The organism is Pigmentiphaga sp. GD03639 (genome assembly GCF_029845405.1).
Taxonomy (GTDB): domain Bacteria; phylum Pseudomonadota; class Gammaproteobacteria; order Burkholderiales; family Burkholderiaceae_B; genus Pigmentiphaga; species Pigmentiphaga daeguensis.
In genome coordinates, this window is the sequence record NZ_JAOCLR010000043.1 from 1 (window position 1) to 14721 (window position 14721).

Below are 14721 nucleotides of genomic sequence, written 5' to 3' on the forward strand. Positions count from 1 at the left end.
CACCGGCGGCGGCCGTCATGGTCAGCCCCCGGGGCGGGGCCACACGAACGTGGCTGGTCTCGGGCGTCATGGCGCTTCTCCCGACAGGATCCTGGCCATGCAGTGTGACGCCGCGCCGGCGTCCGTTCCATACCACTTAGGGCGTAGGACCCATCCCCGGCCTGTGCGAGCCTCCCTTCAGCGGGAGGCGGCCCTAGGGAGAAGAGGCCGCGAGCCGCTGCTGTTGTTCTCCATATTCGGCGGCCAGCCGCGCCAGCCGGGATTGCCGCGCCTGTTCCGAGACCCACTGGCCCTGGAGGGCCTGGCGCTGCGCGAGCTGGTATTCCAATCGCAATACCTGCACCAGCACCCGGTTGTCGGCGAGCGGGAAGCCGGCCAGTCCGTGCAGCCGGCCCAGCACCACGCGCTCGGCGTCGGCGCGCGCGCCGGCGCCATGGCCGTAGCCGCTCAGGAAGGTGCGGACCCTGTCGCGCATCGCGTCGGGGAAGCCTCGTTGCATGACGATGGCGCCATGGGGAATCAGGTCCGATTCCCAGATGATCTTCAGTTTCGCCGCTTCCTGGGGGAAGTGGGAGCGGAAGCGATCCAGGTCGGCGGTGTTGTTGGTGGCCACGTCCACATCGCCGTTGGCCACCGCCAGCGCCGTGCCCTGGTGGCCGTCCACGAGTTCGCTGGGGAAATGGCGTTCGATCGCGATGCCGCGGGGCGCGAACAACTGCAGCTGGGGAATGACGTAGCCCGACATCGATTGCGTCTCGCCCATGCCCAGGCGCCACTTGCCGGGCTGGTTCAGCACGTCGTCCAGGCTCTGGATGGGGCCGTCCTTGCGCACGATCAGGACCGAGCGGTAGCCGGGCAGTCCGTCCGGCCGCACCACCTGGTTCAGCACCGTCATCCCGTATTGCAGCACGGCTTCGAGTGCGAGCTTGCCCGACACGAAGGCCAGGTCCACGCGGTTTTCCTGCATGGCCAGGCGCAGGCCTTCGTAGGAAGTAAAGGACAGGGCGACGACGGGCCGGCCCACCGAGGCGCCCATGTCGTCCAGCAGCGGCTTCCAGTCCTGGCGCGATTCCAGCGCGCCGCCCAGCGGCAGCACGCCGAAACGCAGCGCGGCCTCCTGTGCCCACGACATGCCCGGCAGGACGGCCAGCGTGATGCTGGCGAGCAGCAGCGCGAACGACATCCGGCGGACGAGGAACTGGGCGAGCGTGGACACGGTAACGGGAGCGTGAATCGGGGCATCGGATCATCGCACCAACCCGCGCGGACAGAAAGAGACGACATATTTGGCAACAGAATCTGCAAGAATCGAATTCGCTTGTCTTGGCGAACGGGGCTATCCACAATCACGAGACCTTCACTATCCGTCTCCGCATGGCCGCGCCGTCGCGTCTCGCCGATCTTTCCCGCCGCTCCGTCGGCAGCGTGCCGCTTGCCGTGCGGCTGATGCTGCTCAGCCTGGTGCCGGCCGCGGTGGCCATCCTGTTGGCCATGTCGGTGCTGGCCCGCCATCACCTGACCGAGCTGACCGAGCTGACCGAGAACAACGCGCGGGCGGTGGCCCGGCAGGTTGCCACGCTGTCGCGCACGCCGCTGATGCGCATGGACCGCCGCGCGCTGCTCAACGCCGCGCGCGTGGGCAGCCAGCAGCCGGGCGTCAGGCAGGTGCAGATACGCACCCTGGATGGCGAGATCGTGGCCCAGTCGGGGTTCTGGACCAAGCCCACCGATCCGCCGGGACTGGAGGTGCTCGAACCCATAGATAGCGAAGAATCGGCGCGCGCCGGCGAAGTCATGGTCGAATTCGACCTGGAATCCATCGCCGCGGCGCGCCGCAACCTGTGGTCCACCCTGGCCGCCTTGCTGGGCGCCAGCCTGCTGGGCGTGGGCATCGCCGGCTGGTGGGCGGCCCGGCGCATCAGCGCGCCCATACGCAAGCTGGCCGAGGTCGTCGACCGGCTGGGCGAGGGCGAGGAGGTCGAGGTCGAGACCGGCGCCACCGCCGAGGTCGGCCGCCTGCAGCACGGGTTCAAGGTGGCGGCCCAGGCGCTGGCGGACAGCCGCAAGACCATGGAGAGCCAGATCGCCCAGGCCACCCAGGAACTGGCCCTGAAAAACGCCCAGCTGGAAGCCGCCAACCAGGGCAAGACGCGTCTGCTGGCCGCGGCCAGCCACGACCTGCGCCAGCCCCTGCATGCGCTCACGCTGTTCGCCGATGCCCTGCGCTCGGACGAGACCGACCCGCCGCGCCTGGCCTGCATCGCCTCCATCCAGGAGTGCGTGCATTCGCTGGACCGCCTGTTCTCCGAACTGCTCAACCTGTCCCAGATCGACGCGGGCGCGGTGCGCGTGCAGCGCGCCGTGTTCCCGCTCGATCGCCTGTTCGACGACATCAGCCGCAACTTCCGCCCCCAGGCCGAGGAACAGGGGCTGCGGCTGGTCGTGCGCAAGACCGACGCCTGGGTCGATTGCGACTACGTCATGCTGTCGCGCATCCTGAACAACCTGGTCAGCAACGCGCTGCGCCACACCACGCAGGGCGGCGTGCTGGTCGGCGCCCGGCGGGACGGCGCGGGAGGCCTGCGCATAGGCGTGTGGGATACGGGCGTGGGCATCGCGCCCGAGCACCAGCAAAAGGTATTCGAGGAGTTCTACCAGGTGGACGCGTCCAGTTCGCGTGGATCGCGCGGGCTGGGCCTGGGCCTGGCCACGGTGCGCCGCCTGTGCGACCTGCTGCACATGCCGCTGCGGCTGCAATCCCGCGTGGGCCGGGGCACGGTGGTGTCGGTAGTCGTGCCGCAGGCGGCCCCCGCCGAGGCACCGCCGCCCTGCCCGGCGCAGGGCGCCAAGGTGGACTTCACTGGCATGTTCATGCTCGTGATCGACGACGAGCCCAATATCCTCGAAGGGCTGTCGCTGGTGCTGCGCAACTGGGGCGCCGAGGTGGCCGTGGCCGAAAGCCGGTCGCAGGTGCTGGCGCTGGCGCAGCAGTGGACGCGGCCGCCCGACGTGGTCATTACCGACCTGTTGCTGCGCGATGGCGAGAACGGGCTCGAGGTGCTGCGCGCGCTCGACGCGCATCCCGGCATGCGCGGCCGCCGCGCGGCGCGCCTGCTGGTCACCGGCGAGACCAAGCCGGACCGGCTGCGCGAGATCGCCGAGGCCGGTGTCGCGGTGCTGCACAAACCGGTGACCAGCGAAGTGCTCAGGCAGGCGCTGGCGACCGTGCTGCGCGATGCGCGTGGCGACCGCTACTTGACGGCATAGGCCTGGGTGTTGAGCTGCAGCACCGCGTCGAACTGCACTTTCTCGCGGTCGGGACCCAGCGACAGCAGGGCATCCACCTTGAAGCGCAGCACGCGCTCGTACTGGCGGGGAGCCTCCAGCCCCACCCTGACGCGGGAGAGGCGGCTCTCGTGCTGCGTAATGGCCGCCTCCAGCGCGCGCCGTATCCGGTCGCGATCGTGCGGGCTGAGCAGGCTATAGGACGAGAAATCGGGAATGCCGTAGGTCAGCGACGACTTGCGGCATTCGGCATAGGCTTGCGGAATCAGGCGCGCGCCTTCCGAGCGCGTGTTCAGCAGCGCTTCCAGGTCGCGCGAGACGGCCTCGCGCAGCGCGTAGATATCGGCGCGGCCGCTGTCCGGCGACGCCGATTCCAGGCGTTCGATCAGGCTCTTCATTCAGGGCCGGCGGACGGTTGCCCGTCCGCCGTCCATCACACCTTCACGTTCTTTTTCAGGTCCCAGCCCGCGGACGCGTTGCCCGACGACTTCCCGTCGATGCCTATCTTGCTGTAGGTCATCTCGATCTTGCCGAAGCCCAGCGCAACGGCTTCCAGCGGTACGTCCTGCGTGTTGTCCGAGGCGCCGTCGCGGTTGACCGAGGTCACGATCACGTCGGTCAGCTTGTACTCCATGTACTTCTCTTTCTGGCCGCCGGCGCGGTTCAGCGTGATGGTCGCCTTGGGAATGGTGGCCCCGGTGCAGCAGTATTCGAACAGCTTGGGGCTGGCGATGTCCAGGTTGTGCAGGAAGGTGAAGTTCTTCACCTCGACCCGCGCCGATCCGAGGTTGCCCGACGACGATGCGGTGTTCGACTGGGGCTGGGACGCGCCGAAGCCGTAGTTCTGGATCTCGATCCAGTCCTTGTGCTTCTCGTCCGTGCTTTCCCCCTTGATCCCTTCAAGCTGGATGAATGCGTCGAATGCCATGATTCAGACTCCTCGTGGTGAATTAGCGGGCCGACTGCGGTAGTTCGGCCACCAGGCGCAGCGAGACGCTCAGTTCGTCCAGCTGGTAGTGCGGGCGCAGGAAGGCGGCGGCCTTGTAGGCGCCCGGCTTGCCGGGTATCTCGGCCACTTCGATACGGGCTTCGCGCAGCGGGAACTGGGCCTTGCGTTCCTGCGAGGCCATGTCGTCCAGCAGGACGTACTGCGCGACCCAGTTGTTCAGGTAGGTCTCGACGCTGGCCTTCGAGGCGAAGCTGCCGATCTTGTCGCGCATCATCGTCTTCAGGTAGTGCGCGATGCGGCTGACCGCGTAGATGTATTGCAGCTGCGACGACAGCCGGGCATTGGCATTGGCGGCGTCGGTGTTGTATTCCTTGGCCTTCTGCGCCGACTGGGTCGAGAAGAACGCCGCGTAGTCCGTGCCCTTGCAATGCACCAGCGGGATGAAGCCCAGGTCCGCCAGTTCCTTCTCGCGCCGGTCGGTGATGGCGATCTCGGTCGGGCATTTCAGCGCGACCTCGCCGTCGTCGGTGGCGAAGGTGTGCGTGGGCAGCCCCTCGACCAGTCCGCCGCCTTCCACCCCGCGGATCGCCGCGCACCAGCCGTAGCGGGCGAAGGCATCGGTGATGCGCGCACCCAGCGAGTACGCGGCGTTGCTCCACAGGTACTTGGAGTGATCCTTGCCGGTCACGTCTTCCTGGAAGTTGAAGGCCTCCACCGGCGCCGTGTCCGGGCCGTAGGGCAGGCGCCCCAGTACGTGCGGCATGGCCAGCCCGACATAGCGCGCGTCCTCCGACGCGCGGAAGGATTTCCACTTGGCGTACTCGACCGTGTCGAAGATCTTGGCCAGGTCCCGCGGCCCCGCCAGGTCGGTGAAGCTCTCGAACCCGAACAGCTCGGGCGAGGCGGCCGACAGGAAGGGCGCATGCGCCGAGGCGGCGATGTGCGACATCTCCTCCAGCAGGTACATGTCCTCGGGATGGCGCGTGAACTCGTAGTCGCCGATCAGCGTCGCGAAGGGCGCCCCGCCGAAGGTGCCGTACTCTTCCTCGTACACCTTCTTGAACAGCGCCGACTGGTCGAAGTCCGAGGCGCTCTTCAGGTCCTTCACCAGTTCCTTCTTGCTGGCGTTGAACAGCTTGACCTTCAGCGTGGTGCTGGTCTCCGAGCTGTCGATCAGGTACTTCAGTCCGCGCCAGCTGCCTTCCAGCTGCTGGAACTCGGGCGCGTGCATGACGGCCGACAATTGGTCGGACAGCACCGCGTCCAGCTGCGCGATGCGCGCGTCGATGGAGGCGATGGCGTCGCGCGAGATCGTCACCTCGCCGTCGGCGATCTGGCCGACCAGCTCGGCGATCAGGTCCCGCGCCCGTTCCTTTTCGGTATCGGAGCGGGCGATGCGGCTTTGCGACAGGATGGAATCGAGCAGCGAAGCGGACTCGGCTTCGGCGGCAGCGGCGGGCGCCGCGCCTTGTTGCTGGGTGTCGGCCATGGGCGTTCTCCGGTGGCTACGGTGCGTCAGGCTTCGGGGGTGTCGTCTTTCGCGACTTCCCTGGACAACTGGGCGATCTTGTCGGTGTTTTGCAGCACCTCGCTCAGCAATTCCTCGAACTTGTCGTTGCCGGCCATCTTGTTGCGCAGGTCGGCCAGCTTCTGGCGGGCTTCCAGCAACTTGCGTAGCGGCTCGATCTGCTGCACGAGCTTCTCCGGCTCGAAATCGGCCAGGCTCTTGAAATTCAGCGTCACGCCTATGCGCGATCCGTCGTTGGTCAGCTTGTTGTCCACCTGGTATTGCAGGCGCGGCTTCATGCCCTTGAGCACGTCGTCGAAGTTGTCCTTGTCGATGTTGACGAACTTGCGGTCCTTCAACCGGGGCAGGGGCTCCTCGGGCTTGCCGCTGAAATCGCCCAGCACGCCGGCGACGAAAGGCAGTTCCTTCTTCTCGATGGCGTCGCCGATCTCCACGTCGTAGGTCAGCTGGACCCGGGGCGCGCGGACACGGTCGAGCTTGTGCTGGGTGCTTTCCTTCTTGGCCATGATCGCTCTCCTTGGCGTAGCCGGCGGTCGAACGGGAATGCGGTGCAGTCTAGAAAGGCGGGGCCGGCGGTGGTAGTAGCCAGACGGCCAGACGTGGAGATAGGCCGGAAGGGGTAGGGGGTGAATGCTGCCTGCGAGGCAGGACGGAATTGTCCAGCGTGGTGTGGGCGGCGACGTTATGGATTCATATGATCGAACGGATAGCGAGATCTCGTCGAATATCTATAAATAGGTATAATTAATGAGGGTGATCGAGTTGAAGCCGCTGCGATGGATCGCGTCCGCGAGAAAAGACCTTCGCGCGATGCCGGAAGCCGTGCAGAATATGTTTGGCTATGCCCTCTACCTGGCCCAGGGCGGCCAGAAGCACCCGCAGGCGAAGCCGCTCAAGGGGTTTGGCAGCTCCGGTGTGCTCGAGGTAGTCGAAGATTTCCTGGGCGACACTTACCGTGCTGTCTATACGATCCGTTATCCGTCGGCCGTCTATGTACTACATTGTTTTCAGAAGAAGTCCGTGCGTGGTATTGCCACGCCCAGGCCGGACATCGAACTGATCAGGGCTCGGTTGAAGAGTGTGGACGAGTACGAGGCCAGAGCATGAATGACACCAAGGATTTCCCTATTGAGCAAGGCACGGAAAATGTCTACTCGGATCTGGGGTACCCGGACGCCGCCGACATGCTCGTCAAGGCCGAATTGGTCAGAGAGATCTCGCAGATCCTAATGGATCGCAAGTTGACGCAGCAGCAGGCCTCCAACATCCTGGGCATGCCGCAACCGAAGCTGTCCGAGATGCTGCGAGGGAAGTTCCGAGGCATCAGTCAGGCGAAGATGATCGAATGTCTGAACAGGCTGGGCCGCGACGTGGATATCGTCGTCCGGAAAACCAGGCGTCAGGCGGCGGGGCACACGCAAGTCGTCGTGGCCTGAAGAAGGCCCGTCACCCCCGCGGCACCCCTATCCGATCCCGTATCACCCCCAGCACCGAATCGTCGCTCACCACCTCCGCCAGCCATTGATCCAGCGGCATGTCGGCCCAGCTCACCGCGCGTTCCAGCAGGAAGGACACCGGGCTGTGCGGCTCCACGCGCTTGAAGTGGGCGGCGATCTCGCCCACGGTGCGCAGCAGCTCGGCGCGGGCCTGGAAATCCACCACCACGCGCGGCACGGCCATCGTGGCCGCGGCCGCCGGCATGGCCTGCAACGCGGGCGCCGGCGTCGCGGCAGGCACCGTGGGAACGACGACCGCGGTTTCGCCGGCCTCCTGTCCGTGTCGGGGCGCGATCCCCAGGTTCTGCGCCGCCCGCCCCAGCACCTGGCGCGCGCGCTTGAGCCCGTCGCCCAGGTCGGCCAGGCTGGGCGCCTGGCGGCCGAAACGCTGGTCGACCAGCGCCTGCAAACGGTCGAAGGCGGCCTGCGCCGCGTCCACGGCGGCCAGGGTGTCCGACACGAAGCCCGGGCCGCTGCCTTCGATGGCCTTGTCCACCGACTCCCCCGTGGGCTTGCCCGCGTCCAGGGCCTCCTGGTAGGCGGCGGCGTTCTGGCGCGCCAGGTTGTCCACCTCGCGCGAGTCCTGCCAGTCGATCAGCGTGACATAGGGCGCGGAAGCGGTCAGCGGCGCCTTTTTCAGGGCCAATCCGCCGTAGACGTTGAACCAGGCCAGCTTGCTGGCGCGTTCTTCCAGGTCGTCGCCATCGGGCCGCGGATGCAGGCCGTCCCAGTAGGTGTCCAGCAATCCGTGCAGCACGTCCATGGCATCGGCCGCGCCAGCCAGTCCGTGGCGGGCGATCAGGGCCTCGCCCAGCCAGACGGCGGCCTGCAGGTCCTTGCTCTGGCTTTGCAGCACCTCGGCGGCCAGTTCGGCGGCGGCCCGCCAGTCGGCGGTTTTGAGCTCGGTCTGCCAGTCGCCCTGCGACAGCGACGCATCGTCCGCGCGGCGCGCTTCCCGGATGCGGTCGTAGGTGTCCGAGAACGAGGCGTCCTCGCCGCAAGGGTCGCCCCCGGCGATGGGTTGCATCAGTTCGGCGATATCGATGGCCATGGGAGTCTCCGGGTCGTCATTCCAGGATGGAGGTCGGCAGTGCGGCGGCCGGTTCGGTCCGGGCGTTCAGGAAGCGCAGCATCTCGTCGGACGGGCGCACGTCCATGAAGACCCGGGCCTCGGTGAAGCCTTGCTGGGCCAGCCGGGCGGACAGCTCCTTCCATTGGATGGGCCCGTACGAAGTGCGGAAATCGGGCAGCCGGAAGGCGTGCGAGCCCGAACGGAAATCGGCGATCAGGGTGGCGAAGCCCTCGGCGCCGGGATAGATCAGCGTCAGGCGGGGCCCCAGGGCAGGCGCGGGCGCGGGCGCGGGAACGGCCGCGGGCACCGCGCCGGGCGCGGCGGCAACGGGCGCCTCCGGCGGCACGGGCAGCGAGATGTGCAGGCGCGCCTCGATGCAGCTGTCGGGCGACCAGAACACCTGGGCCGTCGCCTCGGCCAGGGATTCCGCGCGGGTCGATGCCAGGTAGGTGCGCTCGCGGCAGACCACTTCCAGCACCGTGCCCTGCGGCCCTTCGCTGGCCGCACCCATGCGCGTGGGCTGCGAGAACTGGAAACTGCCGGCAAGAAAGGGCTTGTTGACCTGGGTCGACAGGATGCGCCGTTCGGCCGCGACCATGCCCTGGTAGGCGGGCGATAGCGGCAGGCCGATACCGGCGATGCGCGTGGGCGTGCGTTCGCGTTCGGTAATGAAAGGCTGTAGCCAGTCCTTCACGAATGCCGTCAGCCGGCCCTGTTCGCCGTACAGCGCATCCGCCTGTTCCTTGGGGGGCATGCCGCGCAGCGCGGCGACCACGCTTTCGTTCCACCGGGCCTGGACGAACTGGCCGGCGCGCTGCACGGTCAGGTATAGCAGCAGCCGCGACGGCCCCTGCACCACGGACCAGGCGGCCAGGTCGTCGCCCTTGAAAACGGCGGCGAACTGCTCTCCCGGCTTGTCCACGGAAGACAGCAGGGCGGCGTAGTCGGCGGCGGGCGGCTGGGCCGGCGCGCCCTTGGCGCGGAACAGCTCGGCCGCGATGTCGTAGGCTTCCTGGCCGCTGGCGTCGGCGCGCAGGCGCAGGTAGGCGCGCGCGTAGTCCGGCCGCTGGGGGCGCAGCACGCGTTCGGTGGTATCGATCTCGGCCAGCAGCCAGGCGGGGGGCTGGATGGGCTCGGCGCCCCACCACCGGCCGAACATCCCGGCCACGGCATCGGCCAGGAAGCCTCCCAGGGGGCGCCAGGCGCCCAGCCAATCATCCTTGGCGCGGGCCCACGCCCGGGTCCAGCGCGTGCCCAGGGGCAGCGCGAGGTCCAGCCCTTGCAGCTCGCGGTCGGTGGCGGCGGCCAGCAGCGCGTACGGATCCTCGGCCGTTCCCGCGCGCTTGCCCATGGCGTCGAGCTGGGGGCGCCACAGCGCGGTGCCTTCGAAGAACCTGGCTTGGAAACGCCCCCATGCGCGAAAGTACTCGCTGAAGTACTGGGCTCGGAACGTTTCCAGGACAGGCTTGCGCTCGGGAACGGCGTCGGCGGCGGTGCGCAGCAGCGGGGCCAGCACGTCCCGCCAGGTTTGACGCGTGAACGCGGCCGACACCTGAGGCATGGCGGCCGCCTCCACGCCCACCACGCGGTCGGGCGGCAGCCAGAAGGCGGTCAGGACGATCGGGTCGCGCCGCTGGTCGGCCCAGGCGCGCACGTCGTCCGGACGAGGCGTATGGGCCGCCAGCAGGCGGGCCAGGAGCGCGCGCAGGCGCTGGGCTTCCGCGTCCAGCGTGGCCGATTGCTGCCAGCGCAGGTAGCCCATGTAGGTGGTGAGCAGGGCGGCGGCGTGTTCGCGATCGGCCCGCGCGTCCTGCTCACCCGAGACAAAAGGGCTGAACAGCCTCGCATTCTGGTCGAAGGCCAGGTTGTTCGCCGCCTCCTGCTGGCATGCGTCACTCTGCCGGCGGCAATGGTCCAGCATGCGCAGCCGCTGGGACACCGCCAGCAGGTGTTCCAGGCCGGCCTGGTTGCGCGCCAGGTCGGTCTCGATGATCTGGTCGTAGGGCGCCAGGATCAGGTTGGAGAAATCGCGCAGCACCTGTTCCTTCATCCGCTCGATGTCGGAGTCGGCCCGCCGCAGGCCGAATCCCAGGCCGGTTTCGGCGCGCGCCACCTCCAACTGCTCGATGGTCCGGCCGCAGCGGGCCAGCCAGCCTATGCGCGCCGCCGCCACCGCGTCGCTGGGTTCGCGGCAGGCCGTCTGCGTCTGCGCCAGCAGCTTGCCGTCGTCCTGCCGGGCGTTGGCGAAGCCGTAGCTCAGCATGGCCGACAAGCCCAGCATCGCGCCCACGCCCACCGCCGCGATCGCCATCTTGCCGGCGTTGCCGCGCAAGCTGGGCGAGGCCAGCGGCTGGTCGGCGGGCAGGAAGCGGGTGAAGAGATCGTCCAGAAACCCGCCCGCCACCCCGCTCTTGCCCGCGGCGGTATCCGGCGGCGACCCGGTCAGGAACAGGCCGCGCCAGCGGGGCGTGCGCTGGAAGGGATTGTCTTCCAGCATCAGGCCGACCAGGGTCGCCAGGCCGGGCTCCAGCGCGCGCACGTGCTCGACGAATTCATAGATGGCCCGGCGTCCGGCCGGCGTGACCTGGCCGCGCAGCGCGGTGATCCGCAGCGCGTGCAGGCGCTGCACGATGGGCGTGTAGAGCTCTTCCAGCTTGCCGCCGGTGGCCGCGCTGATTTCCTCGGTATCCGACAGCCGGTGCCCCACCGCCTGCGCCAGCGCCTGTTCCGGCACGGCAGCGGCGAAGGCGCCGTAGCCGGGCATCCGGTCCAGCCCGGTCACCACCAGATAGACGGGCAGCTGCACCTGCAGATGTTCCAGCGCCTCGTCCACCAGCCGCCGCAGCTGCATCGCCACCGGCCGCACGGCATCCGGTCCGCCCAGCAGCGTGCGCGCCCCCATGCACACGACGATGCCGTTCAGCGGCAGCTTGTCCCGTTCGGTGGACAGCAGCATCAGCGCCTGGTACCACAGCCCCCGCTCCACGCGGGCCGAGGCGTCGCAGACCGCCGAGGGCGGCGTCTCGATCGCGATCATGGATTTGAAGAACCACCATCGCCAATAACCGTCGGGCTGGGGATCGGGAGGCGGGAAGGGCGAGACCCGGTTGGCGGCGCGCAGCAGGCCGTCCACGCCCGCCTGCTCGTCGCCCACGAACAGCATCCAGGGGATGCGGTAGAGCGGATCGCGGCCCTTGCCGATCTCGGGCGAACGCTGGATGGCCTGGCGCGCCTGGGCGATGGCGGCGCGCATGCGCTCCAGCGCCACCTTCTCGTCCTCCGGGTTGCCCGGGCCCAGGTCGCCGATGCGCTTGCGCGCGAAGCCCCGGCGCGAGAACCGCTTGGCGCCCGAGGCGAACCACCACAGCACGGCGAAGGCGACCAGGCACAGGGCCAGTACCTGCCAGAACCGGGCGGGCAGCAGCGGCAGCACCAGCGTGGCCGCGAGCACGACCAGCGCGGCGATCGCCAGCAGCAGGACGACGGCGGTGGCCACGCGGACGGGCCGCTTCTTCATGCCGGGCAGGCGTTCCAGCGGCTGGGCGATACGGTCGAGGAAGCTCATGGCGTCACCGCTTCGGTTCGGTTTGCAGGAACAGGAAATTCGCGGCCAGTTTGTCGTTGCCCCGGTGCGCGTCCAGGAACTCGCGCAGCTTGGGCAGGTAGGCCGAGGCCGGCTCGTACTCGGGCCGCTCCGCCGCGTACAGCGGCGTGGGCGAACTGACCACCGTGATCAGCTCCTGGCCGAAGGGCGGCCCCACGATCCAGCCCTCGGGTATCTTCTCGCCCACGTTGAACTGCTCGCCCGCGCGTATCAGCCGGCCGTTCTCCGGCTCGCGCTTGTTGGGGTACAGGTGGATGACCGAGCCGTCCACCGTGTAGTAGTCCACGTACAGGTAGCCGTCGTAGTCGGCCTGGCCCAGCTTGACCGTGACGCGTTCGCCTTCGGTGAAGCGGTCCGAGTGGCCGGTGGTGGGGGTGACCTGCAGGCCGTGCCGGCGATCGAGGTTGCGGGCACGGTAGGGCTTGAGCAGCGACACCACCTCGCAGTGCGGCCAGATGCGCACCTTGACGTCGAAAGTGGGCGACTTCACGCCTTTGATGGCGGCGATGTCGGTCTGCACCCGGGCGATGTCCTCGGGCCGCGAGACAAAGCCGCTGACCGCCGTCGCGCCGCTGTCGGCCACCCGCGCGTCCAGCTCCGAGCAGGCGTAGGTCTGCAATTGCCCCTGCACCAGATCCGCCACCGAAGGCCCGGTCTCGCGCGGGCCCGCCACCAGCAGCCACAGCAGATAGCCGATCGGGATCAGCAGCGCCACCGCCGCGCCGGCCTTCAGCAGCAGCTTGTCCCACTGCTTGGGATAGCGCGGTCCCGACGGATCCTTCATCAGGTAGGGCTGCGGCGTGATGGGTTCCTCGCGCAGCGTGTGCAGGGCCGCCGGCGGCACGGGCAACTGGCGTCCGTGCAATTCCTTGAGCTTGCCCAGCTCGCCGGTGTCGCCGGTCTCGAAGTAGTACTGGCCGACGAACCCCAGCAGCAGCGCGTGGTAGTAGACCTCGCGCACCTCGTCCTCGTCCGACTTCAGGATGGACAGATGGTGGAAGAACTCGTTGCCGGCGTTGTTGGTGTTGAACAGCGCGACCTGCAGCGGCGTCACGCTGTTCCAGTACGCGGGGTTGCGCGTGACGATCTCGTCGAACCAGGACACCACCGCGAAGCAGGCCGACTCCACGTGCTCGGGCCGCTTGCCGGCCGCCAGCGCCGCCGCCTTCGCGGCCGCGATCAGCTTGCGCGCGTGTTCCTGCACCTCGGCGGCCCCGTTGCCGGCCGTACCGGCGGCGATCCGCTCGTCCAGCTCCAGCCCGAACGAGAAGACCGGTGAAAAGAAATCCAGCAGGCGTGCCATTGGATGACTCCTGGTTGGGCGCTTGTTGCTATTCTTCTGCGCCGACGGGGAACAGCTTGATGACCGTCTCGTCCGCGGGGAGATCGGAAAAGATCGAGATGTTCCGCCGGTCCTTGATGAACTGCCAGAACTGGTGCCGGGTATCGATCAGGAAATACGTCGTGTTCGGCGTCTTCTGCGGCAGCTCCTCGGGCGGCACCGGCAACAGGTCGATCTTCAGGCCGAACAGGGCCGCCTGCAGCAGGCGCGGCATTTCCTCGCTCGAGGCGATCTTGCCGGTGCGCTGCAGGCGCTGGGCCAGCTCCATGCCTTGCACCAGCGATTCGAAGGCCAGGTAGAAACGGGTCTTGTCCGACGCGAACAGGCTGGCCGGCAGGTCGGCCTTGTGGAAGCGGCCGTCGTAGGCCAGCGTGATGCCCACTTCCGCGCCCACCGTCAGCGCCTTGATCAGCGTTTCCGCGCGCGCGAAGGCCAGCTTGAAGCAGCGCCGCAGGTCGTCGTGGTCGTACACCGGCAGCTCGGTTTCGGCGGGATTCGATTGCATGCCGCCGGCATAGCCGATCTCCTCCGAGAACACCGAGAACTCGGCCACCAGCCGCCGCAGGTCCTGGTACAGCTGCCAGGGCGGCACCATGCCCAGCCGCACGTGCTCCTGCAACAGCGGGATGTAGCGCGCGAAGGTCTGCATCATCAGCACCCGCATCACTTCCTGCGCGCTGGTCGAGGCCGCGCGTATGCCGCGCTGGCGCTTGGCCGAGGCGAAATCCTGGCCGCGCGACACCACCAGGTCGCGCAGCGCGCGCGTCCAGCGCGCCAGGTTGGACGAGGCGTCCAGCGATACCAGCGGCGGCACGTAGTCCTGCGAAAGCTTGAAGCGGCCCGGGCCGTTGGGCAGGATCTCGGCGAACTTGCACGACTCCGCGCTGCCCAGCACCGCCTCGGCATGCTCGTCCAGGCTGCACACGATGCGCGGCTGGCAGTCCACGAAATCCACGTCCACCGCGGGCGCCTGCGGATCGAAGGGATCGGCCACGTGTTCCGTGCGCAACGCATGCCGCGCCGGCAACAGCGACTTCTGCTCCGGCGCCAGCCCCTGCACCGTGGGGTCGCGGGCCAGCACCAGGTAGAGCGAGATCGGGTCGTTGCCCGCCACCGTCATCTCCAGCAGGCTGCGCTCGGGAACCTGGGCATTGCCCGGCTGCGGCGCGCCGGCCGAGCCGCCGCCCACCCAGCGGCCCTCGGCCGTCAGCAGCGCATAGCGCGCGATCCGCACCACCCCGCCCGCCAGCGCCTGCTCGTCCAGTTCCAGCGCCTCGAAGCCGCGCGGATAAGGCGCGTGCAGGCCGTGCAAGGCCCACCCGTAGGCCCGCGCCCATTCCTCGTGACATTGCAGATGCTGCGGGGCCAGGAACGCGCCCTGGCCCCAGAAAACCTGCTGTCGGTTCAACATTCCGGTGTCCTCCCCATGGCTTGCCGCCGTCCGT

At 68.3% G+C, this 14721-nt stretch carries 12 protein-coding genes; 3 read left to right on the top strand and 9 right to left on the bottom strand.

What is annotated here, in order from left to right:
* Nucleotides 1-193: 193 nt before the first annotated feature.
* On the bottom strand, nt 194-1216 hold the full coding sequence (gene phnD / locus N5K27_RS26710) for a phosphate/phosphite/phosphonate ABC transporter substrate-binding protein (RefSeq protein ID WP_279820517.1): 1023 nt from the start codon (nt 1214-1216) through the stop codon (nt 194-196).
* Nucleotides 1217-1374: 158 nt separating this feature from the next.
* On the opposite strand from phnD, the gene N5K27_RS26715 reads away from it, so the two are divergent.
* Entirely contained in the window at nt 1375-3267 is a 1893-nt protein-coding gene (locus N5K27_RS26715) for a hybrid sensor histidine kinase/response regulator (RefSeq protein ID WP_279820519.1), read from the top strand.
* Here the strand turns inward: N5K27_RS26715 and tssE are convergent.
* Genes tssE through tssB form a run of 4 tightly spaced genes read right to left on the bottom strand, consistent with a single transcriptional unit; the run spans nt 3252 to nt 6268 of the window.
* Entirely contained in the window at nt 3252-3683 is a 432-nt protein-coding gene (tssE, locus tag N5K27_RS26720; RefSeq protein WP_279820521.1) for a type VI secretion system baseplate subunit TssE, read from the bottom strand. The genes N5K27_RS26715 and tssE overlap by 16 nt on opposite strands.
* A 35-nt stretch (nt 3684-3718) precedes the next feature.
* On the bottom strand, nt 3719-4213 hold the full coding sequence (locus tag N5K27_RS26725) for a type VI secretion system tube protein Hcp (RefSeq protein WP_087840933.1): 495 nt from the start codon (nt 4211-4213) through the stop codon (nt 3719-3721).
* A gap of 22 nt (nt 4214-4235) precedes the next feature.
* Nucleotides 4236-5723 (bottom strand): type VI secretion system contractile sheath large subunit, encoded by a 1488-nt coding sequence (gene tssC / locus N5K27_RS26730; RefSeq protein WP_279820523.1) that lies wholly within the window; start codon nt 5721-5723, stop codon nt 4236-4238.
* A gap of 26 nt (nt 5724-5749) precedes the next feature.
* Nucleotides 5750-6268: a type VI secretion system contractile sheath small subunit gene (gene tssB, locus N5K27_RS26735; RefSeq protein WP_087840931.1), complete on the bottom strand. Its 519-nt coding sequence runs from the start codon at nt 6266-6268 to the stop codon at nt 5750-5752.
* A gap of 241 nt (nt 6269-6509) precedes the next feature.
* Between tssB and N5K27_RS26740 the strand changes: the two genes are divergently transcribed.
* Both N5K27_RS26740 and N5K27_RS26745 read left to right on the top strand, forming a co-directional pair.
* Nucleotides 6510-6869 carry a type II toxin-antitoxin system RelE/ParE family toxin gene (locus N5K27_RS26740; protein ID WP_087840930.1) on the top strand — a complete coding sequence of 120 codons (360 nt, stop codon included), beginning with the start codon at nt 6510-6512 and terminating at the stop codon, nt 6867-6869.
* Nucleotides 6866-7198: a helix-turn-helix transcriptional regulator gene (locus N5K27_RS26745; RefSeq protein ID WP_087840929.1), complete on the top strand. Its 333-nt coding sequence runs from the start codon at nt 6866-6868 to the stop codon at nt 7196-7198. Before N5K27_RS26740 ends, N5K27_RS26745 begins: the two co-directional genes overlap by 4 nt.
* Nucleotides 7199-7208: 10 nt before the next feature.
* Here N5K27_RS26745 and tssA read toward each other — a convergent pair whose 3' ends face one another.
* From tssA to tssK, 4 genes are read right to left on the bottom strand one after another with little or no spacing between them, the layout of a single operon-like run.
* Nucleotides 7209-8309 (bottom strand): type VI secretion system protein TssA, encoded by a 1101-nt coding sequence (gene tssA / locus N5K27_RS26750; RefSeq protein WP_279820527.1) that lies wholly within the window; start codon nt 8307-8309, stop codon nt 7209-7211.
* A gap of 16 nt (nt 8310-8325) precedes the next feature.
* Nucleotides 8326-11895: a type VI secretion protein IcmF/TssM N-terminal domain-containing protein gene (locus N5K27_RS26755; RefSeq protein WP_279820529.1), complete on the bottom strand. Its 3570-nt coding sequence runs from the start codon at nt 11893-11895 to the stop codon at nt 8326-8328.
* A 4-nt stretch (nt 11896-11899) separates the two neighbouring features.
* A complete protein-coding gene (locus N5K27_RS26760; RefSeq protein WP_279820531.1) occupies nt 11900-13237 on the bottom strand; it encodes a DotU family type IV/VI secretion system protein in 1338 nt (445 codons plus the stop codon).
* Between the two features lie 28 nt (nt 13238-13265).
* Nucleotides 13266-14687, bottom strand: coding sequence for a type VI secretion system baseplate subunit TssK (tssK, locus tag N5K27_RS26765; protein WP_279820533.1), 1422 nt, complete (start codon nt 14685-14687; stop codon nt 13266-13268).
* Nucleotides 14688-14721: the final 34 nt, after the last annotated feature.